Raw genomic sequence first — 24,282 nt, 5'->3', positions numbered from 1 at the left:
GCAGGCCACAGTGCCGGCCCATGACGCAGACACCTACAGCCCACACCCCGGCGCCGGGGCAGGCGCGAGCCCACTTCACCGTCCCCGCCACCCATCCGATGGTGACGGTCCTCGGCTCGGGTGACGCCCTGTTGCGCGTGATCGAGAAGGCCTTCCCGGAGGCTGACATCCATGTTCGGGGCAATCAGGTCAGCGCGATCGGTGCGGCGGCGGAAGTCGCACTGATCCAGCGCCTGTTCGACGAGATGATGCTGGTGCTCCGCACCGGGCAGCCGATGACGGAGGACGCAGTGGAACGCTCGATCGCCATGCTCAAGGCGAGCGGCAACGGCAAGGGGGGCGGCGTCGAGGAGACGCCCGCCGAGGTGCTCACGCAAAACATCCTCTCCAGTCGCGGCCGCACCATCAGGCCCAAGACCCTCAACCAGAAGCGGTACGTCGACGCGATCGACAAGAACACGATCGTCTTCGGCATCGGCCCCGCCGGTACCGGCAAGACGTACCTCGCCATGGCCAAGGCGGTCCAGGCCCTGCAGTCCAAGCAGGTCAGCCGGATCATCCTGACCCGGCCCGCCGTCGAAGCGGGGGAACGGCTCGGGTTCCTGCCCGGCACCCTCTTCGACAAGATCGACCCGTACCTGCGCCCGCTCTACGACGCCCTGCACGACATGCTCGACCCGGACTCGATCCCCCGGCTCATGGCCGCCGGGACCATCGAGGTGGCGCCCCTGGCGTACATGCGCGGCCGGACCCTCAACGAGGCGTTCGTCGTACTGGACGAGGCCCAGAACACCACCGCCGAGCAGATGAAGATGTTCCTGACCCGGCTCGGCTTCGACTCGAAGATCGTCGTCACCGGTGACGTCACGCAAATCGACCTGCCGGGCGGCGCGAAGAGCGGACTGCGCGAGGTCCAGCGCATCCTGGAAGGGGTGCCCGACATCCACTTCTCGCGGCTCACGTCCGAGGATGTCGTCCGCCACAAGCTGGTCGGCCGTATCGTCGACGCGTACGAGAAGTACGACGACAGCCAGCAGGCCCCCGAAGGCCACCAGCGGAAGTAGACCCCAGCGCACCATGTCGATCGACGTCAACAACGAGTCCGGAACCGAGGTCGACGAGCAGGCGATCCTCGACATCGCCCGCTACGCGCTCACCCGGATGCGGATCCACCCGCTCTCGGAGCTCTCCGTCATCGTGATCGACGAGGGGGCGATGGAGCAGCTCCACATCCAGTGGATGGACCTGCCCGGACCCACCGACGTCATGTCCTTCCCGATGGACGAGCTGCGCCCGCCGACGAAGGACGACGAGGAGCCCCCGCAGGGGCTCCTCGGCGACATCGTGCTCTGCCCCGAGGTGGCCAGGAAGCAGGGCGAGGACGCCCCCACGCAGCACTCCATGGACGAGGAGCTCCAGCTCCTGACCGTCCACGGGGTGCTGCACCTGCTCGGGTACGACCACGAGGAGCCCGACGAGAAGGCGGAGATGTTCGGGCTCCAGGCGGCCATCGTCGACGGCTGGCGCGGTGAGCGCGGCATCACCGGCCCGTCCCCGGCCCCGACCGTCTCGTGAACGCCCCGCAGCTGATCACCGGCGCCGTCCTGCTGGTGGTGGTCGCCTGGTTCGCGGCCTGCGCCGAGTCCGGGCTCGCCCGCATCTCCGCCTTCCGCGCGGAGCAGGCCGTACGGGAGGGCCGCCGCGGCAGCGAGAAGCTCGCCCAGGTGGCCGGGGACCCCACCCGCTACCTCAATGTGGCCCTGCTCCTGCGGATCACCTGCGAGATGGCGGCCGGGGTGCTGGTCACCTACGTCTGCCTCGACGAGTTCGGCGACACCTGGACGGCGCTCCTGGTCGCCATCGCCGTCATGGTCCTGGTCTCCTTCGTCGCCGTCGGGGTCTCCCCCCGCACCATCGGCCGCCAGCACCCGCTGAACACGGCGACTGCCGCCGCGTACGTCCTGGTCCCGCTGGCCCGGGTCATGGGGCCCGTCCCCCAGCTGCTGATCCTCATCGGCAACGCACTCACGCCCGGAAAGGGCTTCCGCAAGGGGCCGTTCGCCTCCGAGGCCGAGCTGCGCGCGATGGTGGACCTGGCGGAGAAGGAGTCGCTGATCGAGGACGACGAGCGCCGCATGGTGCACCAGGTCTTCGAACTCGGCGACACCCTGGTGCGCGAGGTGATGGTGCCCCGCACCGACCTTGTCTGCATCGAGCGCTACAAGACGATCCGCCAGGCGACCACCCTCGCCCTGCGGTCGGGCTTCTCGCGCACCCCGGTGACCGGGGAGAACGAGGACGACATCGTCGGGATGGTCTACCTGAAGGACCTGGTCCGCAAGACCCACGTCAGCCGGGAGGCGGAGTCCGACCTGGTCTCCACGGTGATGCGGCCGGCGGTCTTCGTGCCCGACACCAAGAACGCGGGCGACCTGCTGCGGGAGATGCAGCAGGTGCGCAACCACGTGGCGGTCGTCATCGACGAGTACGGCGGCACGGCCGGCATCGTCACGATCGAGGACATCCTGGAGGAGATCGTCGGCGAGATCACCGACGAGTACGACCGGGAGCTGCCGCCGGTCGAGGAGCTCGGCGAGGACCGCTACCGGGTGACGGCCCGTCTGGACATCACCGACCTCGGCGAGCTGTTCAAGGTCGAGGCCTTCGACGACGAGGACGTGGAGACGGTGGGCGGGCTGCTGGCGAAGGCGCTCGGCCGGGTGCCGATCGCCGGCGCCTCGGCCGTGGTGGACCTGCCGGACGGGCGGCCGCTGCGGCTGACCGCGGAATCGCCCGCGGGCCGGCGGAACAAGATCGTGACGGTCCTCGTGGAGCCGGTGGCCCCGGCGGAGGCCGTGGGCGGGGAGGGCGCATGACCCCGGACGCACTGCGGTCCCTGTGCCTGGGATTCAACGCGGCGGTCGAGGAGTTCCCCTTCACGCCCCAGACCTCCGTGTTCAAGGTGCTGGGGAAGGTGTTCGCGCTCAGCGCGCTGGACGGCGAACCGCTGAAGGTCAACCTCAAGTGCGAGCCGGAGCAGGCCGTACGGCTGCGCGAGCAGCACGCGGCGATCGTGCCCGGCTACCACATGAACAAGCGGCACTGGAACACCGTGACCGCGGGCGGACCGGACGCCCTGCCTGACGCGCTCGTGCGGGAACTGGTGGAGGACTCCTACGACCTGGTCGTGGCGGGCCTGCCGAAGGCGGAGCGGCTGCGGCTCGACCGGGCGTGAACCGGGCTCCGGCGGGGTCGTTGCACGGCGCCGCCGGAGCGCTCCCTATGCTTTCGCCATGACCGACACCACCGGGATCGACCCCGAGGACAGCAAGATCATCACGCTGGCGCGCAGCGCCCGGGCCCGCAACGGCGTGCCCGAGGGGGCGGCGGTCCGGGACGAGACCGGCCGGACGTACGTCGCCGGGACGGTCGCGCTCGACTCGTTGCAGCTCAGTGCCTTGCAGACGGCGGTCGCGATGGCCGTGGCGAGCGGGGCGCAGTCCCTGGAGGCCGCCGCCGTCGTCAGCGCGGCCGACGCCCCCGCGGAGGCCGACCGTGCCGCCGTGCGCGATCTCGGCGGCCCGGACACCCCGGTCCTCCTCGCGGGCCCCGACGGCACCCTCAAGTCCACGACCCCGGCGGGCTGACGGCCGGCCGCCGCCCTACGCCCCGGCCGGGAGGGGGCCCGCGGCCGGAGCCGGACGGCGGCGGATGACCACCGCCATCAGGGCCGCCATCGCGCACAGCGCACCCGAGGCGTACCAGACCACGTCGTAGGAGCCGAAGGCGTCCCGGGCCGCGCCGCCCAGGAAGGCCACCAGCGCCGCGCCCACCTGGTGCGACGCCAGCACCCAGCCGAAGACGATGGCGCTGTCCTCGCCGTAGTGCTCGCGGCACAGGGCGATGGTCGGCGGCACGGTCGCGACCCAGTCCAGGCCGTAGAAGACGATGAAGAAGACCATCGGCGGATGCACCGACGGAGCCAGCAGCACGGGCAGGAACAGCAGCGAGACCCCGCGCAGTGCGTAGTACACGGCCAGCAGCCGCCGGGCGTCGAAGCGGTCCGTGAACCAGCCGGACGCGATCGTGCCCACCACGTCGAACACCCCGATCACCGCCAGCAGGCCGGCGGCAGCCGTCACCGGCATGCCGTGGTCGTGGGCCGCCGGGACGAAGTGGGTCTTGACCAGCCCGTTCGTGGAGGCGCCGCAGATGGCGAAGGTGCCCGCCAGCAGCCAGAACGGGCCGGTGCGCGCCGCTTTGACCAGCACGGCCACCGCCCGCCGCGCCGCCCCGGGGACGGGGCCGGGCTTCGGCGCGTACGCGCCGCCGTAGGGGGCGAGGCCCAGGTCCGCCGGGTGGTCGCGCAGCAGCAGCCAGACGAAGGGGGCCACGGCCAGGGCGGCCAGCGAGACGGTGACGGCCGCCGGACGCCAGCCGTGGTGCTCCACCAGCCAGGACAGCAGCGGCAGGAAGACCAGCTGGCCGGAGGCCCCGGCCGCCGTGAGGATGCCGGTGACCAGCCCCCGCCGGGCGGTGAACCAGCGGTTGGTCACCGTCGCCGCGAAGGCCAGGGCCATCGAGCCACTGCCCAGACCCACCAGGACGCCCCAGAACAGCACCAGCTGCCAGGGCGCGGTCATCCACACCGTGGCCACCGAGCCCCCGGCGATGACGAGCAGGGCCAGCGCCACCACCCGGCGGATGCCGAACCGGTCCATCAGCGCGGCGGCGAAGGGCGCGGTGAGCCCGTACAGCGCCAGATTCACCGAGACCGCGAAGCCGATGGTGGCGCGCGACCAGTCGAACTCCTCGTGCAGGGGCTCGATGAGCAGGCCCGGCAGGGAGGCGAAGGCCGCGGCGCCGATGATCGTCACGAACGTCACCACCGCCACGGACCAGGCGCGGTGGACACGTGTGCCCCGGCGCGGGGGCTGCGGGGCAGGGGAGGCGGCGAGGGGGCCGGAGGCAGTCTGGGTCACGCGGTCAGATTCCGGCCCGCAAGGCCCCCGACGACAGTGGCCTGACTGTCATGCTTCGCTACGATCGGGCCATGGAGCCCACGCGCCCGTCCCCGCCTGCGGCGGAGCCCGCCCGGCCGCACCGCGTCGTCGTGCTGGCCCTCGCCGGGCTGCTGCCCTTCGAGCTCGGCATTCCGCACCGGATCTTCGGCCGGGCCGCGGACCGGGCCGGGCGGCCGCTGTACACGATCCTGACCTGCGGGCTCGCTCCCGGACCGGTGCGTACGGACGCCGACTTCGCCGTCCACGTCGAGCACGGACCGGAACTGCTGGCCACCGCCGACACGGTCGTGGTGCCGGCCTCGTACGAACTGGGTCCGGCCTACGAGGAGGGCCGGCTGAGCGCGGAGCTCGCCGCCGCCCTCGCCCACATCCGGCCCGGCACCCGGCTCGTGTCCATCTGCACCGGCGGCTACGTGCTGGCCGCCGCGGGATACCTCGACGGGCGTCGGGCCACCACGCACTGGGCGTCCGCCGACCACTTCCAGCAGCTCTTCCCGGCCGTGCGGGTGGACCCCGGCGTGCTCTACACCGACGACGGCGACGTCCTCACCTCGGCCGGGGTCGCCGCGGGCATCGACCTGTGCCTGCACATCGTGCGCCGCGACCACGGCGCGGCCGTGGCCAACGAGGTGGCCCGGCGGACCGTCGTACCCCCGCACCGGGAGGGCGGCCAGGCCCAGTTCATCGACCGGCCGGTGCCCGAGCCGCAGCTGGCCAGCACCACGGCCGCCCGGGCCTGGGTACTGGACCGGCTGCACGAGCCGCTGCGCCTGACCGACCTGGCGCGCCAGGAAGCCGTGTCCGTACGGACCTTCACCCGGCGCTTCCGCGAGGAGTCCGGGACCAGCCCGGGCCAGTGGATCGTCGGGCAGCGGGTGGAGCGCGCCCGGCGGCTGCTGGAGCGCACGGAGCTGCCGATGGAACAGGTGGCGCGCGAGGCGGGCTTCGGCACGGCCCAGTCCCTGCGCAAGCACGTGCAGGCGGCCCTGGGGGTGAGCCCCACGGCCTACCGGCGCACCTTCCGCGAGGCCTCCGCCGACGGCGCGGCCGACGGCGCGGCCGTCGGCGCGGGAGAGGGGTGGGCGAGGGGTCGGCGAGGAGGCGATGCGCCTACCCTGACAGCTTCTGATGGCCCATCAGACGGTGCCGGGTCCGTGCCTTGACTTCTCCCGCCGTCGGCTCGTGAATGGCCCCCTGTCGGCGTGAGGTGACCAGGGGGCGGGCAGTGGCAGCAGGGGTGCGCAACCGCAGGTGGCAGGCCGCCGTGGGCCTGGCCGTGCTCGCCGCCGCGACCGGGGGCGCCCTGAGTCCGCCGGCCTCGGCCGACGGCGCGGAGCCCCCCGGCCGGCCGCCCGGACCGGTGGACTTCCGCACGCAGTGCCTGCCGCCCCAGGAAGCCGGGCTCCCGCCCGCCGACGGGACCAGCACCGCCCGGATCACGGTGGCCGACCCCGCACCCCGCGTCGGCGACACCGTCACCGTGACCTACCGGCTCGCCGCCACCCCCGCCGTGAACCCGCGCGCCGGCGAACTGCCCGCCGACGTGCTCACCCCGACCGGCCGGGTCCTGCTGGCCGGGGCGCAGAGCGGCGAGGTCACCGTCGTCGGGACCCGGCGCAACGAACCGGTCGGCGAGGGCGGACAGCTCCCCGCGGTCACCATGACGGGCACCTTCACCGTCACCGCGCCCGGTGAGACCACGCTCGCCCCCGGCGGCTACACCCTGCACACCGGCGGGCCCACGGTAGAGGACACGGTCTGCACGCCCGCCGAGGCCGGCGCCCCGCCCGTCTCGGCGCGGCTCACCGCGACCCCCCTGCCGGCGGCCAACCTGCGCAGCGTCGCCCTCGGCGCCGCCCAGGGGACGCCGGGCGCCCGCGTCGAGGTCACCGGCGCCGGCTTCGCCCCCGGTGCGGTGGTGACGGTCGCCGGCCGGGCCGGGGCCGCGGAGACCGCCGACCGGGCAGCCGCCACCGCCGACGCGCACGGCGGGGTCCGGGCGCAGCTGCCGGTCACGGACCGGAGCACCACCGCCGTGGTGGCGTACGAAGGCGCCGCCTGGTCGGCCCGCCTGGGCTCGGGCCCGGCCGCCTACACGGTCGTCGAGGCCGCCCCGCCGCAGCCGGGCACCCAGCAGCTCAGCGCGGTCGTCGAGCCGGGCGCCCTGGCCATGACCCAGACCGGCGAGGACGTCTCCCTGGGCGCCGTCCCGTACGGCGACGGCGGCGCCGCCCCCGGCCGGATCGCCACCGTCACCGTCAAGGACGCCCGCGGCGGCCCGGCCGGCTGGTCCCTGACCGGCAGGGTCACCGACTTCACCGGCCCCGGAGGGGTCCGCATCCCCGGCGCGTCGCTGTCCTGGACCCCCGCGTGCACCGCGGCCCCGGGCAGCCCCAGCCCCTGTACGCCCGGCAGCGCGGGCGCCGTCGGCCCCGACGGCGCGGTCCTGGCCTCAACCCCGGACGCCCCGCTGACCGGCGGCACCTTCACGGTCGATGCGAACGTCTCCCTCCAGGTCCCGCCGTACACCCCGCCGGGCGGGTACACGGCGCTGCTCACCCTGACCCTGTCGTGAGGGCCCGGCTGCCGGCCCGGCTGCTGCCGCCGCGCGGTGCGGCGGGCGCCGGCCGCACCGCGCCGGTCCGCTCCGCGGCGGCGCTGCTGCTCGCCGTGGCGGCCGTCCTCGCGGGGCCGGCCTGCGCCGGGACGGCCGCCGCCGCCGACAACGGCCAGTGGTCCGTACTGCCCGCCGCCGGCGCGGCCCGGCAGCGGCCCTCCTTCCACCTGGCCGCAGCCCCCGGCCGGGCCGTCGCCGACTCCGTGACCGTCGCCAACCGCACCGCCCGGGCCCGCACCTTCCGGCTGTACGCCGCCGATGCCCACCCCACCGCCCGCGACGGCGGCTTCGCCGTGCGCGGCCCCGACGAGCCGCGCCGCACCGTCGGCGCCTGGACGCGGCTCGCCCGGGACCGGGTCACCGTGCCGGCCGGCGGGTCGGTCAGCGTCCCCTTCACCGTCACCGTCCCCGACCGGGCCGAACCCGGGGACCACCCCGGCGCCGTGGTGGCCCTGGAGGAACGGCCCGCAGCCGCCGCCGAGCGGGGGATCGGCGTACAGCAGGCCGTCGCCGCCCGGCTGTACCTGCGGGTGAGCGGCCCCACCGCGCCCGCCCTCGCCGTCCGCGGGGTCACGGTCAGCCGCCGGGACACCGGAGCGGAGGTCTCCTACACCCTCCACAACCTCGGCAACGTCACCCTGCGGCCGAGCGCGGAGCTCACCGCCTCCGCAACCCTCGGCCGCGCGCTGCCCGGCCGCCGGCTCACCGGGCTGCCCGCCGAACTGCTGCCGGGCCAGGAGGTCCGGCTCAGCACCCGCTGGGAAGGGGCGCCCGAGCTGGAGACGGCCCGGGTGACGGTCCGCGCCCGGGCCGAGGGAACCACGGCCCAGGGCAGTGCGGACTACGCCCGCCACCCCTTCCTCGCCGCGTGGCCGGCCGGCCTGTCGGTGCTCGCGGCGGCGGCCTGGTCGGCGCTGGGAGCGGCATCGGGGAGAATGGCCCGTATGAGCGATCGTTCCCCCGAGTCCACCAGCCCGCACCGCGCGGGCTTCGCCTGCTTCGTCGGCCGCCCCAATGCGGGCAAGTCGACCCTCACCAACGCACTCGTGGGTACCAAGGTCGCGATCACCTCCAACCGGCCGCAGACCACCCGCCACACCGTCCGCGGCATCGTGCACCGCCCCGACGCCCAGCTCGTCCTCGTCGACACGCCCGGCTTGCACAAGCCGCGCACCCTGCTCGGCGAGCGCCTCAACGACGTGGTGCGCGCGACCTGGTCGGAAGTCGACGTCATCGGCTTCTGCCTGCCCGCCGACCAGAAGCTCGGCCCCGGCGACAAGTTCATCGCCAAGGAGCTTGCGGGGATCAAGAAGACCCCCAAGATCGCCATCATCACCAAGACCGACCTGGTCGAGTCCAAGACGGTGGGCGAGCAGCTCATCGCCGTGCACCAGCTCGCCGAGGAGCTGGGCTTCGAGTGGGCCGAGATCGTGCCCGTCTCCGCGGTCGGCGACACCCAGGTCCAGCTGTTGGCCGACCTGATCGCGCCGATGCTGCCCGAGAGCCCGCCGCTGTACCCGGAGGGCGACCTCACCGACGAGCCCGAGATGGTGATGGTCGCGGAACTGATCCGCGAGGCGGCCCTGGAGGGCGTACGGGACGAGCTCCCGCACTCCATCGCCGTGGTCGTCGAGGAGATGATCCCGCGCGAGAACCGGCCCGCCGACCGGCCGCTGCTCGACATCCACGCCAACGTCTACATCGAGCGGCCGAGCCAGAAGGGCATCATCATCGGCCCGAAGGGCGCCCGCCTGAAGGAGGTCGGGATGAAGTCGCGCAAGCACATCGAGGCGCTGCTCGGGACCCCCGTCTTCCTCGACCTGCACGTGAAGGTCGCCAAGGACTGGCAGCGGGACCCCAAGCAGCTGCGCAAGCTCGGGTTCTGACCCGCTGCCGGGGCCGGGCTCCCGCCCGGCCCCGGGAGCGGACAGGTCCGGAAGAGACGGCCTAGCGCAGGCGCCGCAGCTTGACCAGGTTGTCGGGGCGGCTGCCGCAGGTGCCGTCGGGGGCCTGCGCCGGCCGCACGTGCTCCTCCACCACGAGGACCTCCCAGTCGTCTCCGGCCAGCTGCAGCTGCTCCAGGACCTCGTCGGGGGTGGGGAGCACCAGGCCCGGGTGGGCGTCCGGGTCCCACGAGGGGCTTCCCGCGTGGCCGGCCACCAGGAGGATCCCGCCCGGGGCCACGGCCGCGGCGGCCGCGCGCAGCACCCGGGGACGCGGGAACTCCCCGTAGGTGTGCAGGAAGCAGGCCGAGACCAGGTCGAAGCGCCCCGTGGGGAAGGATGCGGCGAAGTCGTGCCGCTGCCACTCCACGCGGTCGGCGACCCCCGCCTCGGCGGCGTGCCCGGCCGCCCGTTGCAGGGCCACGCCGGAGATGTCGGCCCCGGTGACCTGCCAGCCCTGCCGGGCCAGCCACACCGCGTCGGCCCCCTCGCCGCAGCCCAGGTCCAGGGCCCGGCCGGGGGGCGTCCCCTCGACCTCCCGGACCAGGACGGCGTTCGGGTTGCCGCTCCATACCCGGTCGCTCCCGCGGTAGCGGTCGTCCCAGAACTCCTCGCCGCCGGCGGGCTGCGTGCCGGGGGTGTGCGCGTGCTCGGTCACGGCGTCCTCTTCCTCGTCGGTGCCTGTGCCGCCGATGCTCCGCCGGGTCCCGCGGGCGGGCAAACTTCTTTGCCGTTCCTGCAAAAGCGCGCGGGCCGGCCCGGCCTGCCTCGCCCGCCTCAGCCCTGCGGCGGTTCCGCGATCAGCGCCGTCGCCACCCGGCGGAAGCCGGCCCGGGCGTAGACCCGGGCCACGTCCTCGTCGCCCGCGGAGAGGAAGACCGTGCGCACCCCCCGTGCGCGGGCCTGCGCGACCAGGGCCGCCGTCACCGCGAGGGCCAGGCCCCGGCGCCGGGCCGCGGGCAGCGTGCCGACGCCCACCACCTCGCCGACCTCGCCGACCGGGTTGTACTGGCCCGAGCACAGCACCACGCCGTCGCGGACGGCCGCCGCCATCACGGTCCGGCCGGACGCCAGCATCGCCGACACCTGGCCCGCCCGGGCCCGCGCCTGCGGATCGACGGACGCCGCGGCCAGTTCGGCCGCGCCGGCCTCGCCCAGTGCCGTACCGGGGTCCGCGAAGGCCAGGGCGGGAACCGTGACGGCCGCCGTGAGCAGCGGGTCGTCCGCCTCGATCAGGCGGACCTCCGGGTGCGGGGGCAGTGCCTCGGCCGAGGGGTCCAGGACCATCAGCGGGTGGGCGTGCACGTGCAGGCCCGCCGCCTCGGCCGCGGCCCGGAACCCGGGGCTGGTCTCGGCCACCCACTCGAAGGCCTCGGGCACCTCCAGTTCCCGCTGCCGGGCCCGGACCCGCTGCACGTCCTCCGCGGTCGCCGCGGAGCCGCCGAGCGCGGGCCGCGCGTAGTAGGGCCAGCCCTCGCCCTCCTGCACGAACAAGGTCAGCGGGCCGAAGTCCTCGGCCCGCGCCCCGCCCACCCGGGGCGCCGTGTCGTAGTACCGCTCCAGGGCGGGCAGCGTCATGTCGATCAAGTGCTCGGTCATCCGGCCATCCAAGCAAAACGGGCCGGACCGGGCACCTGGTTTCGGGACCCGCGGCGGGAGCCTGCTCAGGCGCCCTCCTTGAGCACGCGGGAGACCAGCGCCCGCTGGGCGTCCGAGAGGTGCGGATCGCGGCAGGACACGGTCCGCCCGTCCACGGTGATCCGGTACGAGAACCCGTCCCGCACCCCGTCCGCCCCGGGGCCCGGCGGACCCGGTTCCAGGGCCCGCAGGGCCAGGGCCCGCCACTCGTCCCGGTCGGGCAGGTCCGAGGTGTCCACCTCGGCCCGGCGCTCGATGCCCGCGAAGCCGCCCGTCCTCACCACCTGGATGCGCATGGGGAGGGTCCTACCCCGCCAGCGGGACGCCCACCGCGGACCAGGCCTTCTGCAGGGCCTGGTGCTCGGCGCCGCCGTCCCCGTACCGGGCCGCGGCGGCCGCCGCCGACACCCGGGCGAAGTCCGCGAAGTCGGCGTCCGGGGCCAGCTCCCCGCCGGTCAGGGCGTCGTACCAAACCTGGCCCGCGCGTTCCCAGGCCTTGCCGCCCAGTTCGGTCGCCGCCAGGTAGAAGGCGTGGTTGGGGATGCCGGAATTGATGTGCACCCCGCCGTTGTCGCGCGAGGTCCGCACGTACCCGTCCATCGTCGCGGGCTGCGGGTCCTTGCCCAGCTCGTCGTCGTCGTACGCGGTCCCCGGGGCCTTCATCGAGCGCAGCGCGACCCCGCTCACCGCGGGCCCCAGCAGCCCGGCCCCGATCAGCCAGTCCGCCTCCTGCGCCGTCTGCCCCAGTGAGAACTGCTTGATCAGCGAGCCGAAGACGTCCGACATGGATTCGTTGAGCGCGCCGGACTGCTGGTAGTAGTCGAGGTTCGCCGTGTACTGGGTGACCCCGTGGGCCAGTTCGTGGCCGATGACGTCGAGCGACACCGTGAAGTCGAGGAAGAGCTCCCCGTCCCCGTCGCCGAAGACCATCTGCCGGCCGTCCCAGAAGGCGTTGTTGTACTCCCGGCCGTAGTGCACGGTCGCGTCCAGGGCCAGTCCGGCATCGTCGATCGAGCGCCGGCCGAAGCCCTTCAGGAACAGCTCGAAGGTCGCCCCGAGTCCTGCGTAGGCGCGGTTGACGGTGGCGTCCCGGCCGGCGGGTCCGCCCTCCGTGCGCACCGTCGCGCCGGGCAGCGCGGTGCCGTGCTCCGCGTCGTGGATGGTCCGGTTCGGCTCGTCGGAGACCGGGGCCCCCGGCGCGGGGAGGAGTCCCCGGACCGCGCTGACGCGGCGGCGCGTGCGGAGCAGGGAGTCGCGCTCCAGGGTGCGCTGGGCGAGGTCGGCGCGCCGGGGGTCGGAGGACCGGGCGATCCGGTCGAGGAGGTGGGGCGGCACGACGGTGCAGAAGACCGGGCGGCGGTGGGTGAAGGAGGCATCCATGTCCCGCAATGTGGCAGTGCGTCACTCCCTTGTCACCAGATGCGACGACGATTCATTCACTTGTCTGAAAGAGGTGACCCTGCGTTGACGGATCGAACCGACCTGGCAAGGTCAAAAGAGTCGTAGCTCACATAGGGTGCAAAGCAGACAGGCGGGTCTTGCATACTGAAACAGGTCCTCGCGTCACGGCGCGGCTCGGCTAGGCTCGGTCCATCATGCGTTTCGGGCTGCTTCTCCTTAGCTGCCGCGGCGAGGGTCTGTAGTCGTAGGCCGACCCCCTCCCCGCGGAGTTCGGTGTTGCGGTTTCCACTACCGCCGTCGGCCGTCCCAGCGAACTACGCGGACACGCGAGGAGCCCAACGCCATGAGCCAGCAGCCTTTTGTCGGTCGCCCCACGCCCATCACGAACGCGACCCACACCCAGCAGCCCTCCGGGATGCCGATCCACAAGTACGGCCGGTACGAGCAGGTGGACATCCCGGACCGCACCTGGCCGGACGCCCGTGTCACCAAGGCCCCCCGCTGGCTGTCCACCGACCTGCGCGACGGCAACCAGTCGCTGATCGACCCGATGACCCCCGCCCGCAAGCGCGAGATGTTCGACCTGCTGGTGCGCATGGGCTACAAGGAGATCGAGGTCGGATTCCCCTCCTCCGGCGAGACCGACTTCGCCTTCGTGCGCTCGATCATCGAAGAGGGCGCCATCCCGGACGACGTCACCATCTCCGTACTGACCCAGGCCCGCGAGGACCTGATCGAGCGGACCGTGGAGTCCCTGGTCGGCGCCCGGCGCGCCACCGTCCACCTGTACAACGCGACCGCCCCCACCTTCCGCCGCGTGGTCTTCCGCGGCTCGAAGGAGCAGATCAAGCAGATCGCCGTGGACGGCACCCGCCTGGTCATGGAGTACGCCGACAAGCTGCTGGGCCCCGAGACCGTCTTCGGCTACCAGTACAGCCCGGAGATCTTCACCGACACCGAGCTGGACTTCGCCCTGGAGGTCTGCGAGGCCGTCTGCGACGTCTGGCAGCCGGCCGAGGGCCGGGAGATCATCCTGAACCTGCCCGCCACCGTGGAGCGCTCGACCCCCTCCACCCACGCGGACCGCTTCGAGTGGATGGCCCGCAACCTGACCCGCCGCGCGAACGTCTGCATCTCCGTGCACCCGCACAATGACCGCGGCACCGCCGTCGCCGCCGCCGAGCTGGCCCTGATGGCCGGCGCCGACCGCATCGAGGGCTGCCTGTTCGGGCAGGGCGAGCGCACCGGCAACGTCGACCTGATCACCCTGGGCATGAACCTGTTCTCCCAGGGCATCGACCCGCAGATCGACTTCTCGCAGATCGACGAGATCCGCCGCACCAGCGAGTACTGCAACCAGATGGAGGTCCACCCGCGCCACCCCTACGCGGGCGACCTGGTCTACACCGCCTTCTCCGGCTCCCACCAGGACGCCATCAAGAAGGGCTTCGACGCCATGGAGGCCGACGCGGCCGCCGCCGGCAAGACCGTGGACGACATCGAATGGGCGGTCCCCTACCTGCCCATCGACCCCAAGGACGTGGGCCGCTCCTACGAGGCGGTCATCCGGGTCAACTCGCAGTCCGGCAAGGGCGGCATCGCCTACGTCCTGAAGAACGACCACAAGCTGGACCTGCCGCGCCGCATGCAGATCGAGTTCTCCCGGATCATCCAGGCCAAGACCGACGCCGAGGGCGGCGAGGTCACGCCGAAGGCCATCTGGGACGCCTTCGCGGACGAGTACCTGCCCAACCCCGAGAACCCGTGGGGCCGCATCCAGCTGCGCTCCGGCCAGACCACCACCGACAAGGACGGCACCGACACGCTGACCGTCGAGGCGGTCGTGGACGGCGTGGACACCGTGCTGGACGGCACCGGCAACGGTCCGATCTCGGCCTTCTTCGACGCACTGGCCGGCATCGGCGTCGACGCCCGCCTGCTGGACTACACCGAGCACACCATGAGCGAGGGCGCCTCCGCCGTGGCCGCCTCGTACATCGAGTGCGCGATCGACGGCCGGGTCCTGTGGGGCATCGGCATCGACGCCAACACCACCCGAGCCTCCCTGAAGGCGGTCATCTCCGCCGTCAACCGCGCGGGCCGCTGACACCCGTAGGGACCCCGTACGGGACCCCGCTCCCGCGGCGTGCGCGGGAGCGGGGCCCCGCCGTTTCCGGGGCCGGAGGCGGGGGCGCAGTTCGGCCAAGTCCGGGTCCCGGGGGATGTTGTCTTGTCACACGACTGACGCATCCTCACCGATGTGGCTAACATCACGCCAACCCGGCGATGTTGCCGGAAGGTTACGGAGGTGCGACGTGCTGCCAGTTCGGGGTGGGGACGGCCGGAAGCTGACGGTCTGGGGCATCCGTACCACCTGGAGCACCGTGGGTGACGGGGAGTTCTTCTGCCCCGACTGCGGTGGTGACCGCAACTACCGCAGGCGGACCGGGCGCCGCCGCTTCACCGTCCTCGGGGTGCCGCTGCTGCCGCGCGGACAGGCCGGGCCGGTCGTCGAGTGCCAGGGCTGCCGGGAGCGCTTCGACACCGAGGTGCTGGACCACCTCACCACGACCCGCTTCACGGCGCTGCTGCGCGACGCCGTGCACACCGTGACCCTGGCCGTGCTCGCCGCGGGCGGGACGGCCTCGCGCACGGCCCTGGAGGCCGCCGTGTGCGCCGTACGGGCCGTGGGCTTCCAGGACTGCTCCGAGGGCCAGCTGGAAGCCCTCGTGGAGGCGCTGTCCACCGAGGAGGGCCGGCTCGGCCTGTACGACGTCCCGGAGTGCTGCGGGGCCGCCCTGTCGATAGAGCTGCACGAGGCCCTGGAACCGCTGGCCCCGCACCTGGCCGGCCCCGGCCGGGAGTCGATCCTGCTCCAGGGCGCCCGCATCGCGCTCGCGGACGGCCCGTACACCCCGGCCGAGCGGGAGGTGCTCGCCACGGTGGGCGCGGCGCTGCGGATCGGCACGGACGAGGTGCACCGGCTGCTGTCGGCGGTCCGCGCCCCCTGAGCGACTCCGAGCGATCCGGCCTTCCGGCCGAACGGGCCCGGCGGAACCCTCCGCCGGGCCCGTCTCCTTGCGTGGGCCGGGCCCCGAGCCGACCGAAACCACCCTGCGGGACGTAACGATCCGGCCTCGTGCGGCCGGATCCGTACCGTCCGGACGGGCTGAGGACGGTGTCTGGGGCGGTGGTGGGCCCTGGCTGTCCCGCCCCTCGGACGCTCACGTCCGGGGCGCCGTGTTTGCGGATCCGAAGCGCAGGGCGGGGCAGGGCGTGGGGAGTTGGGGGAGGGGTTCGCGAGTGCGGGGGCGCAGGGCGGTCCCCCGGAGGGTCCGCTGCATACCCCGGCGCGCAGGGCCCGGCCAGGGGAGAAACCTACAGATCGAAGATCGCGCAGCGTCAACAGTTTGTAGAGGTCGACGATATCTGTGAGGCCGCCCACAGGCGTTCAATTCCGGTCACACGACGAGACGCCGCCCGCACACAGCGGGGCTCCGCTCCACGTGACCCCCCCCCGTGGCAACCGGCCACCCTGACGGATCAACGGGTTCGCGACCCACTCCGGCCAGGGGGCCTCCCGATCTCCTCTCAGTCACCTACCTCTTTGAAGGGCCAGGCAGAGATGGCACGTGTCGCCGCCCGGCTCTCCGGCAACGGAGAGCAGAGCACCCACCCGGTCGACGAGGTGCTCCCCCTCCCCAAGCTCGCGCTGTACGGCTTCCAGCACGTACTCGCCTTCTACGCCGGTGCGGTGATCGTCCCGATCATCGTCGGCAACGCACTGAAACTCAGCCCCGAGCAGTTGGTCTACCTGATCAACGCGGACCTCTTCACCTGCGGCATCGCCTCGATCATCCAGGCCTGGGGCATCGGCCGGGTCGGCGCGCGCCTCCCGCTGATCCAGGGCGTCACCTTCACCGCCGTCTCGCCGATGATCGCGATAGGCCTCGGGGCCGGCGGCGGAACCGCCGCCCTGCTGGTCATCTACGGGGCGGTCATCACCGCCGGCCTCGCGACCTTCGCCTTCGCCTGGCTGCCCGCCCGCGCGTTCCGGGCCGTCATGCGGCTGTTCCCGCCGGTCGTCACCGGCACGGTCATCACGGTCCTCGGCATCGTCCTGATCCCCGTCGGCCTCAACGACGCGGCCGGCGGCCTCGGCAGCCCCGACTTCGGCGCCCCGCGGCACTTCGCCTACGCTGGCGGCACGATGCTCTTCATCCTGGTCCTGATGAAGATCGGCAAGCCCTTCCTCTCCAGCATCTCGATCCTCCTCGGCCTGGTCGGCGGCACCCTCGTGGCCTTCCTCCTGGGCGACGCGAAGTTCGGCGACGTGGGTGACTCGGGCTGGATCGGCGTCACCACGCCCTTCCACTTCGGGGTCCCGAAGTTCGAGTGGTTCCCCATCGTCCTGATGCTCATCGTGATGCTGATCACCATGGTCGAGACGACCGGCGACACCTACGCCGTCGGCGAGATCGTCGAGAAGGACATCGACAGTGAGACCGTGGCCCGCGCCCTGCGCGCCGACGGCGCCGCGACCGCCCTCGGCGGCGTCCTCAACTCCTTCCCCTACGTCGCCTTCGCCGAGAACGTCGGCCTGGTGCGGATGACGAAGGTCAAGAGCCGGTTCGTGGTCGTCGCCGCAGGTGTGTTCATGATCGTCCTGGGTCTGCTGCCCAAGGCCGCCGCGATCGTCGCCGCCGTACCGCACGGGGTGCTCGGCGGCGCCGCGACCGTGATGTTCGCCATGGTCGCCCTGGCCGGCATCCAGACCCTGGGCAAGGTGGAGCTCAAGGAGGAGAAGAACGCGCTGATCGTGGGCGTCTCCCTGGCCTTCGCCCTGCTCCCGGCGACCGTCCCGGCCTTCTTCACCACGCACATGGACGCGGACCTGGCCTCGCTGCTCAACAGCGGTGTCACCCTCGGCGCCACGAGCGCCATCGTCCTCAACCTCGTCTTCAACGGCCTGGCCAAGGACGAGGCCCACGGCCGCGCCGCCCTGCCGGCCGAGGCCGCCGCAGCGGTCGCGGTGGCGGTGCCCGCCCAGGCGGCGGCCCCCGTGGCGGGCCCCGGACCGGGGCGCTCCACGGTGGAGGACGGCCCGGCGTCCGGTGGTGCGGCCGCCGGCGGCCCCGTCGAGGACGGCGGGCCCGCGGGTGGAGCGCCCGCGGGCGGAGGGGGAGGTTCCGCCCGCTGACCCCGCCCGGGGACGCACGCCCCCGCCCGGACCCCCGTCCGGGCGGGGGCGGACGCCGTCGCCGCCACCACCGCCGGGCGGGTGACAATGGGCGCATGAGTCTGTTCCGCGACGACGGCATCGTGCTGCGCACCCAGAAGCTGGGTGAGGCGGACCGCATCATCACGCTGCTGACCCGGGGCCACGGCCGGGTACGGGCCGTGGCCCGCGGGGTCCGGCGTACGAAGTCCAAGTTCGGCGCCGGACTGGAACCCTTCTCCCACGCCGACGTGCAGTTCTTCTCCCGCGGCAGCGATCTCGTCGGCCGCAGCCTCCCGCTCTGCACCCAGACCGAGATCATCGCCCCGTACGGCAACGGCATCGCCACCGACTACGCCCGCTACACCGCGGGCACCGCCATGCTGGAGACCGCCGAGCGGTTCACCGAGAACGAGGGCGAGCCCTCCGTGCAGCAGTACCTGCTGCTCGTCGGGGCCCTGCGGACGCTCTCCCGCGGCGAGCACGAGCCGCACCTGATCCTCGACGCCTTCCTGCTGCGCTCCCTCGCCGTCAACGGCTACGCGCCGAGCTTCGACGACTGCGCGAAATGCGGCATGCACGGCCCCAACCGGCACTTCTCCGTGGCCGCGGGCGGGGTGGTGTGCGGGGACTGCCGGGTCGCCGGCAGCGTCGTACCCTCATCGGAGGCCATCGCCCTGCTCAGCGCCCTGCTGACGGGCGACTGGACCCACGCCGACGCGTGCGAGGCGCGTCACGTGCGGGAGGGCAGCGGGCTCGTCTCCGCCTATTTGCACTGGCATCTGGAGCGCGGGCTACGCTCCCTGCGTTACGTCGAGAAATAGGAGCTGGGCACATGGCACGACGCGGGATTCTGGGACGCTCTCGCCGCGAGTACAAGGTTCCCGAGCCGCACCCGTCCGGTGAGCGCCCGCCGAGGATCCCCGGCGAGCTTGTCCCGAACCACGTCGCCGTGGTCATGGACGGCAACGGCCGCTGGGCCAAGGAGCGCGGACTGCCGCGCACCGAGGGCCACAAGGTCGGCGAGGGCGTCGTCCTGGACGTGCTCAAGGGCTGCCTGGAGATGGGCGTCAAGAACCTCTCCCTCTACGCCTTCTCGACGGAGAACTGGAAGCGCTCGCCCGACGAGGTCCGCTTCCTCATGAACTTCAACCGCGACGTCATCCGGCGCCGCCGCGACGAGATGAACGAGCTGGGCATCCGCATCCGCTGGGTCGGCCGCATGCCGAAGATGTGGAAGTCGGTCGTCCAGGAGCTCCAGGTCGCGCAGGAGCAGACCGTCGACAACGACGCCATGACCCTGTACTTCTGCGTGAACTACGGCGGCCGCGCGGAGATCGCCGACGCGGCGCAGGCCATCGCGCGCGACGTGGCGGCCGGCCGGCTCGACCCGTCGAAGGTCAACGAGAAGACCCTCGCGAAGTACATGTACTACCCGGACATGCCGGACGTGGACCTCTTCCTGCGGCCCAGCGGCGAGCAGCGCACCTCGAACTACCTGCTCTGGCAGAGCGCGTACGCCGAGATGGTCTTCCAGGACGTGCTGTGGCCCGACTTCGACCGCCGCGACCTGTGGGCGGCCTGCCTGGAGTACGCCCAGCGCGACCGCCGCTTCGGCGGCGCGGTCCCGAACCAGGCGGAGGGCTCCGCCGCCGGCTGACCTTGACCCGGCCCCCGACCGCTTCCGGCCTGGCCGGAAGCGGTCTGGCCGCCGCCGCCCGCCCGCTGACATCATCTGCCGCCGTACGCACGCGCTGCGTCCAGGGAGGCTGCGGATGGGATCGGTACGCCGGCGGGCCGCTCCCGCACTGCGCCGCCACGTGCTCGGGTACACCGGCTTCCGCACCGGCTTCCCCGAGCCGCGCCGCCGCCTGGAGCTGCCCAACGGCACCTTCACCCTGGTCCTGTCCTTCGCGGACGGACTGCACGTCACCGGCTCGGACGGCCTCCTGCGCCCCGCCCCCGCCGCCATGATCAGCGGCCTGCACACCGGCCCCGTGACCGGCGTGCACCGCGGCGAGGTCCACGGCCTGGAGGTCAACCTGACCCCGACCGGTGCCTACCGCCTCCTCGGCACACCGATGCGGCACTTCCGCGACGTCTACCTCGACCTCGCCGACGTGCTCGGACCGTACTGGCCGAGGCTCACCGAGCGGCTGCGCGAACTGCGCGGCTGGGAAGCCCGGTTCACCCTCCTCGACCAGGCGCTGGCCGCACGGCTCGACGCGGGCCGCCGACAGCTGTCACCCGAGGTCGGCCACGCCCTGTCCCGGCTGCGCGGCGCCGACCCCTCCCTGTCCGGGGCCACCGCCGAGACCGGCTGGAGCGCCCGCACCCTGCGGGCCCGCTTCCAGCAGGAGGTCGGCCTGTCGCCCAAGGGCGTCGCCCGGGTGTACCGGCTCCAGCGGGCCCTGCTCGCGCTGTCCGGCGGGCTGCCCGCCGCCGAGACCGCCGCGCTGTGCGGCTACCACGACCAGGCGCACCTGAGCCGCGACATCAAGGCGATGACCGGATTGAGCCCCTCCGCGCTGATCAGGCTGCGTGCAGGGGTCCCGCCCGGTTCCCCGCTGGACCGGGTCCCGGGCCGGATCACGAGCGTCCTGCTCCCCGGCCGGCCGACCCCCGCACGGCCGGCCGGGGACGGGCGGGCGGCACCGCCGTACCGCCCGCCCGGGGAGGGGCGTCCCGGTCAGCAGTAGCTCCAGGTGCCGCTGACGTAGTTGAGGTTGTCCGAGGACATGTAGCCCTTGTCGTCGGTGCCGGAGACCCGCCCGTAGAACCACAGCACGCCCGAGTCCGGGTTGACCGCGCCGCACCACACGTAGAAGACGGTGCCGCCGCTGACCGAGCGGACGTTGCCGCAGACCGAGCCGATGCCGTTCTTGAGGTTGTAGGTGCCCTTCAGCGTCGTCTTCAAGCTGGAGTTGTTCGGCTTGTTCGACGACCAGCAGGTCGCGGTCGGAGCGGCCTGCGCCGAGGACGCGGCGAGGCCGGACACGGCCGTGAGCAGGGTGGTGGCCGCGAGGACGACGCCGGCCTTGCGCTTGATGCCCTGGAATGCCATGGAGACTCCTTCGTCGGAGGGACGGACGGCTCCGACGATGGCAACGGCAGGCGGGCCCGGTCTTGTAGAAACCGGCAGCCCGGACGCAATGGCCGAGAACCGCCGGGCCCGGGGCCCCGGCGGTTCAGCGGGCGGTACGGGTGGGGGCGTCAGCCGGCCTGGCCCGCGGGAGCGGCGGCCGCGCAGTCCGCGCAGGTGCCGAAGATCTCCACGGTGTGGGCCACGTTCACGTAGCCGTGCTCGGCCGCGATGGACTCCGCCCACTTCTCCACCGCCGGGCCCTCCACCTCGACGGCCTTGCCGCACTTGCGGCAGACCAGGTGGTGGTGGTGGTCCTCGGTGGAGCAGCGCCGGTAGACCGACTCCCCGTCGCTGGTGCGCAGCACGTCGACCTCGCCGGCGTCCGCGAGTGACTGGAGGGTGCGGTAGACGGTGGTCAGGCCCACCGAGTCGCCCCGGTGCCGGAGCATGTCGTGCAGTTCCTGGGCGCTGCGGAACTCGTCCACCTCGTCCAGGGCCGCCGCCACGGCCGCCCGCTGCCGGGTGGACCGCCCTCGTACTGGCGCGGTATTCATCTCGCCAGGCGCAGTCGCCACCGGTTCCTCCTCGTTTCGGCCTCGGCCGCCCATTGTGCCAGGCGGCCGGTCTTCCTAGACCTTCACATCGTCGCGCGTGCACACCTCTTCGGCCTCGCGGGCTGCCCTGGCACGGCGCCTGGCCAGCGGAGTCGAGAGAGCCGTCATGATCATGAAGACGGCGATGGCGAGGAGCACGATGGTCGCTCCGGACGGTGCGTCCAGGTAGTACGTGGAGGCCGTGCCGGCCAGCGACACCAGCAGGGCGATCACCATGGCCAGGGACAGCGTCGCGGTGAACCCGCGGGTGACCCGCTGGGCGGCCGCGACCGGGATCACCATCATGGCGCTGACCAGCAGCAGCCCCACGATGCGCATCGCGACGGTCACGGTGACGGCGGCGGTGACGGCGATCAGCAGGTTGAGCAGGCGTACCGGCAGGCCGGTGACCCGGGCGAACTCCTCGTCCTGGCAGACGGCGAACAGCTGCCGGCGCAGGCCCAGGGTGACGGCCAGGACGAAGGCGGCGAGGACGGCCATCGCGGTGACGTCCGCGGGGGCGACCGTGGTGATCGATCCGAACATGGCGCTGACCAGATTGGTCGTGGACCCGCCCGGAGCCATGTTGATGATCAGGACGCCGCCGGCCAGCCCGCCGTAGAAGAGCATGGCGAGCGCGACGTCGCCGCTGGTCTTGCCGCGGGAGCGGATCAGCTCCATGCCGACGGCGCCGAGCACCGCGACCAGCGTGGCCATCCACACCGGGCTGGTGTTGAGCAGGAAGCCGAGCGCGACGCCGGTCATGGCCACGTGGCCGAGGCCGTCGCCCATGACGGCCTGGCGCCGCTGCACGAGGTACGTGCCGATCGCGGGAGCGGTGACGCCGACCAGGCCGGCGGCGATCAGCGCCCGCTGCATGAAGGCGTAGGTGAGGAGGTCCATCAGCTCAGCAGTCCCGTCCGCAGGGGCTCGGCGTCGTGCGCCGCGTGGGGGTGTACGTGGTCGTGGCCGGGCAGGGCGTGCTGTCCGACGGCCTCCGGGGGCGGGCCGTCGTACACGACGCAGCCGTCGCGCAGGACGACCGCCCGGTCGATCAGCGGTTCCAGCGGGCCCAGTTCGTGCAGGACCAGGAGGACGGCGCTGCCCGCGGAGACCTGCTCGCGCAGGGCGGTCGCGAGGACCTCCTGGTTGGCGAGGTCCACGCCCGCCATCGGCTCGTCCATGATCAGCAGTTCGGGTTCCCCGGCGAGCGCCCGCGCGATGAGCACCCGCTGGTGCTGGCCGCCGGAGAGGGCGTTGACCGACAGGTCGGCGTACGCGTCCATGTCCACCAGTGCCAGGGCCCGCTCGACGGCGGCCTTGTCGGCCTTGCGCAGGAGGCCGAAGCGGCTGCGGGCCAGCCGGCCGGAGGAGACGACCTCGCGGACGGTGGCCGGGACGCCGCTGGCGGCGGTGGTGCGCTGCGGGACGTACCCGATGCGGGACCAGTCCCGAAAGCGCCTGAAGTCGGTGCCGAACAGGGACAGGGAGCCGTCGGTGAGCGGGACCTGGCCGACGACGGCGCGGACGGCGGTGGACTTCCCGGAGCCGTTGGCCCCGAGCAGGGCGACGACCTCGCCGGAGCGGACGGTGAGGTCGATCCCGCGCAGCACGGGGCGCGAGCCGAGCGAGGCCGTGGCCCCGCGCAGGGATATGACGGGCTGGCCCGCTGCCGGCCGGGGCGTGGACTGCATGGCTCGCGCCTCCGTTGCTGCTGTCATCAGTTGGTTCCGAGTGCCTTCTGGAGGTTCTTCAGGTTGGACCGCATGACCTCGACGTAGTCAGCGCCCTGGGAGGACTCCGTGATTCCCTCAAGGGGGTCGAGGACGTCTGTCTTCAGGCCGGTGTCCGCCGCGAGGGTCTTGGCCGTCTTGTCACTGGCCAGGGTCTCGAAGAAGACGGTGGAGACGTTGTCCTTCCTCGCCACCGCCTGGAGCTCCTTCATCCGGGCCGGGCTCGGCTCGGACTCGGGGTCGACGCCGGAGATGCCCTCCTGGTCCAGGCCGTAGCGCTCGGCGAGGTAGCCGAAGGCGGCGTGCGTGGTGATGAAGGTCTTGCCCGCGGCGCCGGCGAGGCCGTCCTTGAACTCCGTGTCGAGCCCGGTCAGCCGGGTGACCAGCTCGTCGGTGTTCTTCCGGTAGTCGGCGGCGTGGTCCGGGTCGGCCTTCTCCAGTGCCTTGCCGACGCCCTGGGCGACTTCGGCGTACTTGGCCGGGTCGAGCCACACGTGCGGGTCGGTGCCGGCCTGGCCCTCCTCGGAGTGGCCGTCCCCGCCCTCCTGGCCGTGGTCGTGGTCGTGGCCGGAGGCGCCGTGGGACTCCAGCGTGGTGAGGGTGGCGGCGTCGACGATGTTCTTCCCGCCGGACTGGGCGACGGCCTTGTCCACGGCGGGCTGCAGGCTCTTGAGGTAGAGGATCACATCGGCCTCGCCCAGCTGGGCGGTCTGCTTCGGGGTGATCTCCAGGTCGTGCGGTTCGACACCCGGCTTGGTCAGGGTGTCGACCTTCACGTGGTCCTTGCCGATCTGCTCGGCGAGGAACTGCATCGGGTAGAACGACGCCGTCACGCGGAGCGTGCCGTCCGCGCCCCCGGTACCGGCGGCTCCGGAGCAGGCGGTGAGGGCCGTGGCGCCGAGGGCGACGGCTCCGGCGAGGGCGGCGGCGGGTATGAGGCGTCGTACGTTCATGACATCCATTTTCATCAAAGATGGAAACGATTGTCAAAAACCCAGGTGGGACGCACGGCGCCGGAGCGGCCGGCCGC

Annotated in this window: 24 protein-coding genes; 14 read left to right on the top strand and 10 right to left on the bottom strand. The window is 72.9% G+C overall.

Annotated elements, in window-relative coordinates:
• Nucleotides 1–20 precede the first annotated feature (20 nt).
• From ACLJTM_RS22265 to ACLJTM_RS22245, 5 genes are read left to right on the top strand one after another with little or no spacing between them, the layout of a single operon-like run.
• Nucleotides 21–1,064 carry a PhoH family protein gene (locus ACLJTM_RS22265; protein ID WP_411105437.1) on the top strand — a complete coding sequence of 348 codons (1,044 nt, stop codon included), beginning with the start codon at nt 21–23 and terminating at the stop codon, nt 1,062–1,064.
• A 13-nt stretch (nt 1,065–1,077) separates the two neighbouring features.
• Nucleotides 1,078–1,575, top strand: a complete 498-nt coding sequence (gene ybeY, locus ACLJTM_RS22260; RefSeq protein WP_411105435.1) for an rRNA maturation RNase YbeY — start codon at nt 1,078–1,080, stop codon at nt 1,573–1,575.
• Entirely contained in the window at nt 1,572–2,876 is a 1,305-nt protein-coding gene (locus ACLJTM_RS22255) for a hemolysin family protein (RefSeq protein ID WP_411105434.1), read from the top strand. The genes ybeY and ACLJTM_RS22255 overlap by 4 nt, the downstream gene beginning before the upstream one ends.
• Complete coding sequence (locus ACLJTM_RS22250; protein WP_411105433.1) at nt 2,873–3,235, top strand: MmcQ/YjbR family DNA-binding protein; 363 nt, start codon at nt 2,873–2,875, stop codon at nt 3,233–3,235. The genes ACLJTM_RS22255 and ACLJTM_RS22250 overlap by 4 nt, the downstream gene beginning before the upstream one ends.
• 58 nt (nt 3,236–3,293) lie before the next feature.
• Complete coding sequence (locus ACLJTM_RS22245; RefSeq protein WP_411105432.1) at nt 3,294–3,647, top strand: cytidine deaminase; 354 nt, start codon at nt 3,294–3,296, stop codon at nt 3,645–3,647.
• Between the two features lie 15 nt (nt 3,648–3,662).
• Here ACLJTM_RS22245 and ACLJTM_RS22240 read toward each other — a convergent pair whose 3' ends face one another.
• Complete coding sequence (locus tag ACLJTM_RS22240) at nt 3,663–4,982, bottom strand: MFS transporter (protein WP_411105431.1); 1,320 nt, start codon at nt 4,980–4,982, stop codon at nt 3,663–3,665.
• Nucleotides 4,983–5,053: 71 nt separating this feature from the next.
• On the opposite strand from ACLJTM_RS22240, the gene ACLJTM_RS22235 reads away from it, so the two are divergent.
• From ACLJTM_RS22235 to era, 3 genes are all read left to right on the top strand, one after another.
• A complete protein-coding gene (locus ACLJTM_RS22235) occupies nt 5,054–6,187 on the top strand; it encodes a GlxA family transcriptional regulator (RefSeq protein WP_411105430.1) in 1,134 nt (377 codons plus the stop codon).
• Between the two features lie 23 nt (nt 6,188–6,210).
• Nucleotides 6,211–7,599, top strand: coding sequence for a beta-xylosidase (locus ACLJTM_RS22230; protein ID WP_411105429.1), 1,389 nt, complete (start codon nt 6,211–6,213; stop codon nt 7,597–7,599).
• Nucleotides 7,600–8,576: 977 nt separating this feature from the next.
• Nucleotides 8,577–9,527, top strand: coding sequence for a GTPase Era (gene era / locus ACLJTM_RS22225; protein ID WP_411105787.1), 951 nt, complete (start codon nt 8,577–8,579; stop codon nt 9,525–9,527).
• Nucleotides 9,528–9,588: 61 nt separating this feature from the next.
• Here era and ACLJTM_RS22220 read toward each other — a convergent pair whose 3' ends face one another.
• From ACLJTM_RS22220 to ACLJTM_RS22205, 4 genes are all read right to left on the bottom strand, one after another.
• Nucleotides 9,589–10,242, bottom strand: coding sequence for an SAM-dependent methyltransferase (locus ACLJTM_RS22220; RefSeq protein ID WP_411105428.1), 654 nt, complete (start codon nt 10,240–10,242; stop codon nt 9,589–9,591).
• Nucleotides 10,243–10,361: 119 nt separating this feature from the next.
• Nucleotides 10,362–11,183 carry a GNAT family N-acetyltransferase gene (locus ACLJTM_RS22215; RefSeq protein ID WP_411105427.1) on the bottom strand — a complete coding sequence of 274 codons (822 nt, stop codon included), beginning with the start codon at nt 11,181–11,183 and terminating at the stop codon, nt 10,362–10,364.
• Between the two features lie 65 nt (nt 11,184–11,248).
• Complete coding sequence (locus tag ACLJTM_RS22210; protein ID WP_411105426.1) at nt 11,249–11,518, bottom strand: protealysin inhibitor emfourin; 270 nt, start codon at nt 11,516–11,518, stop codon at nt 11,249–11,251.
• Between the two features lie 10 nt (nt 11,519–11,528).
• The gene (locus ACLJTM_RS22205; protein ID WP_411105425.1) at nt 11,529–12,602 is read right to left on the bottom strand and encodes a M4 family metallopeptidase; all 1,074 of its coding nucleotides are present in this window, start codon (nt 12,600–12,602) and stop codon (nt 11,529–11,531) included.
• Between the two features lie 364 nt (nt 12,603–12,966).
• Here ACLJTM_RS22205 and leuA point away from each other — a divergent pair, with 364 nt between their 5' ends.
• The 6 genes from leuA (at nt 12,967) to ACLJTM_RS22175 (ending at nt 20,540) form a co-directional block, all read left to right on the top strand.
• A complete protein-coding gene (leuA, locus tag ACLJTM_RS22200; RefSeq protein WP_411105424.1) occupies nt 12,967–14,730 on the top strand; it encodes a 2-isopropylmalate synthase in 1,764 nt (587 codons plus the stop codon).
• 208 nt (nt 14,731–14,938) lie between these two features.
• Complete coding sequence (locus ACLJTM_RS22195) at nt 14,939–15,634, top strand: TerB family tellurite resistance protein (protein WP_411105423.1); 696 nt, start codon at nt 14,939–14,941, stop codon at nt 15,632–15,634.
• A 614-nt stretch (nt 15,635–16,248) separates the two neighbouring features.
• The gene (locus ACLJTM_RS22190) at nt 16,249–17,823 is read left to right on the top strand and encodes a nucleobase:cation symporter-2 family protein (RefSeq protein ID WP_411105422.1); all 1,575 of its coding nucleotides are present in this window, start codon (nt 16,249–16,251) and stop codon (nt 17,821–17,823) included.
• A gap of 95 nt (nt 17,824–17,918) precedes the next feature.
• On the top strand, nt 17,919–18,665 hold the full coding sequence (gene recO / locus ACLJTM_RS22185) for a DNA repair protein RecO (protein ID WP_411105421.1): 747 nt from the start codon (nt 17,919–17,921) through the stop codon (nt 18,663–18,665).
• A gap of 11 nt (nt 18,666–18,676) precedes the next feature.
• Nucleotides 18,677–19,501 (top strand): isoprenyl transferase, encoded by an 825-nt coding sequence (locus ACLJTM_RS22180; protein WP_411105420.1) that lies wholly within the window; start codon nt 18,677–18,679, stop codon nt 19,499–19,501.
• Nucleotides 19,502–19,616: 115 nt separating this feature from the next.
• On the top strand, nt 19,617–20,540 hold the full coding sequence (locus ACLJTM_RS22175) for a helix-turn-helix domain-containing protein (RefSeq protein ID WP_411105419.1): 924 nt from the start codon (nt 19,617–19,619) through the stop codon (nt 20,538–20,540).
• Here ACLJTM_RS22175 and ACLJTM_RS22170 read toward each other — a convergent pair.
• The 5 genes from ACLJTM_RS22170 to ACLJTM_RS22150 form a co-directional block, all read right to left on the bottom strand.
• Nucleotides 20,531–20,905, bottom strand: a complete 375-nt coding sequence (locus ACLJTM_RS22170) for a hypothetical protein (protein WP_411105418.1) — start codon at nt 20,903–20,905, stop codon at nt 20,531–20,533. The genes ACLJTM_RS22175 and ACLJTM_RS22170 overlap by 10 nt on opposite strands.
• A gap of 149 nt (nt 20,906–21,054) precedes the next feature.
• Nucleotides 21,055–21,501 carry a Fur family transcriptional regulator gene (locus tag ACLJTM_RS22165; RefSeq protein WP_411105417.1) on the bottom strand — a complete coding sequence of 149 codons (447 nt, stop codon included), beginning with the start codon at nt 21,499–21,501 and terminating at the stop codon, nt 21,055–21,057.
• Between the two features lie 54 nt (nt 21,502–21,555).
• Nucleotides 21,556–22,422: a metal ABC transporter permease gene (locus tag ACLJTM_RS22160; protein ID WP_411105416.1), complete on the bottom strand. Its 867-nt coding sequence runs from the start codon at nt 22,420–22,422 to the stop codon at nt 21,556–21,558.
• A complete protein-coding gene (locus ACLJTM_RS22155; protein WP_411105415.1) occupies nt 22,422–23,240 on the bottom strand; it encodes a metal ABC transporter ATP-binding protein in 819 nt (272 codons plus the stop codon). The genes ACLJTM_RS22160 and ACLJTM_RS22155 overlap by 1 nt, the downstream gene beginning before the upstream one ends.
• Entirely contained in the window at nt 23,240–24,205 is a 966-nt protein-coding gene (locus ACLJTM_RS22150) for a metal ABC transporter substrate-binding protein (RefSeq protein ID WP_411105414.1), read from the bottom strand. The genes ACLJTM_RS22155 and ACLJTM_RS22150 overlap by 1 nt, the downstream gene beginning before the upstream one ends.
• Between the last annotated feature and the right edge of the window lie 77 nt (nt 24,206–24,282).

Origin of the sequence: Streptomyces sp. cmx-4-9, from assembly GCF_046548835.1 — a bacterium.
Taxonomy (GTDB): domain Bacteria; phylum Actinomycetota; class Actinomycetes; order Streptomycetales; family Streptomycetaceae; genus Streptomyces.
Note: the sequence above shows the minus strand (reverse complement) of the source record. Positions and strands in the feature narration are given on the sequence as shown.

Excerpts from the sequence above, each read along its gene's own strand:
- ACLJTM_RS22250 (WP_411105433.1), top strand. The coding sequence starts at position 2,873 with ATGACCCCGGACGCACTGCGGTCCCTGTGCCTGGGATTCAACGCGGCG.
- ACLJTM_RS22245 (WP_411105432.1), top strand. The coding sequence starts at position 3,294 with ATGACCGACACCACCGGGATCGACCCCGAGGACAGCAAGATCATCACG.
- era (WP_411105787.1), top strand. The coding sequence starts at position 8,577 with ATGGCCCGTATGAGCGATCGTTCCCCCGAGTCCACCAGCCCGCACCGC.
- ACLJTM_RS22190 (WP_411105422.1), top strand. The coding sequence starts at position 16,249 with ATGGCACGTGTCGCCGCCCGGCTCTCCGGCAACGGAGAGCAGAGCACC.
- ACLJTM_RS22265 (WP_411105437.1), top strand. The coding sequence starts at position 21 with ATGACGCAGACACCTACAGCCCACACCCCGGCGCCGGGGCAGGCGCGA.
- ACLJTM_RS22215 (WP_411105427.1), bottom strand. The coding sequence starts at position 11,183 with ATGACCGAGCACTTGATCGACATGACGCTGCCCGCCCTGGAGCGGTAC.
- ACLJTM_RS22160 (WP_411105416.1), bottom strand. The coding sequence starts at position 22,422 with ATGGACCTCCTCACCTACGCCTTCATGCAGCGGGCGCTGATCGCCGCC.
- ACLJTM_RS22230 (WP_411105429.1), top strand. The coding sequence starts at position 6,211 with ATGGCCCCCTGTCGGCGTGAGGTGACCAGGGGGCGGGCAGTGGCAGCA.
- ACLJTM_RS22150 (WP_411105414.1), bottom strand. The coding sequence starts at position 24,205 with ATGAACGTACGACGCCTCATACCCGCCGCCGCCCTCGCCGGAGCCGTC.
- ybeY (WP_411105435.1), top strand. The coding sequence starts at position 1,078 with ATGTCGATCGACGTCAACAACGAGTCCGGAACCGAGGTCGACGAGCAG.
- leuA (WP_411105424.1), top strand. The coding sequence starts at position 12,967 with ATGAGCCAGCAGCCTTTTGTCGGTCGCCCCACGCCCATCACGAACGCG.
- ACLJTM_RS22210 (WP_411105426.1), bottom strand. The coding sequence starts at position 11,518 with ATGCGCATCCAGGTGGTGAGGACGGGCGGCTTCGCGGGCATCGAGCGC.
- ACLJTM_RS22175 (WP_411105419.1), top strand. The coding sequence starts at position 19,617 with ATGGGATCGGTACGCCGGCGGGCCGCTCCCGCACTGCGCCGCCACGTG.
- recO (WP_411105421.1), top strand. The coding sequence starts at position 17,919 with ATGAGTCTGTTCCGCGACGACGGCATCGTGCTGCGCACCCAGAAGCTG.
- ACLJTM_RS22235 (WP_411105430.1), top strand. The coding sequence starts at position 5,054 with ATGGAGCCCACGCGCCCGTCCCCGCCTGCGGCGGAGCCCGCCCGGCCG.
- ACLJTM_RS22205 (WP_411105425.1), bottom strand. The coding sequence starts at position 12,602 with ATGGATGCCTCCTTCACCCACCGCCGCCCGGTCTTCTGCACCGTCGTG.
- ACLJTM_RS22180 (WP_411105420.1), top strand. The coding sequence starts at position 18,677 with ATGGCACGACGCGGGATTCTGGGACGCTCTCGCCGCGAGTACAAGGTT.
- ACLJTM_RS22155 (WP_411105415.1), bottom strand. The coding sequence starts at position 23,240 with ATGACAGCAGCAACGGAGGCGCGAGCCATGCAGTCCACGCCCCGGCCG.
- ACLJTM_RS22170 (WP_411105418.1), bottom strand. The coding sequence starts at position 20,905 with ATGGCATTCCAGGGCATCAAGCGCAAGGCCGGCGTCGTCCTCGCGGCC.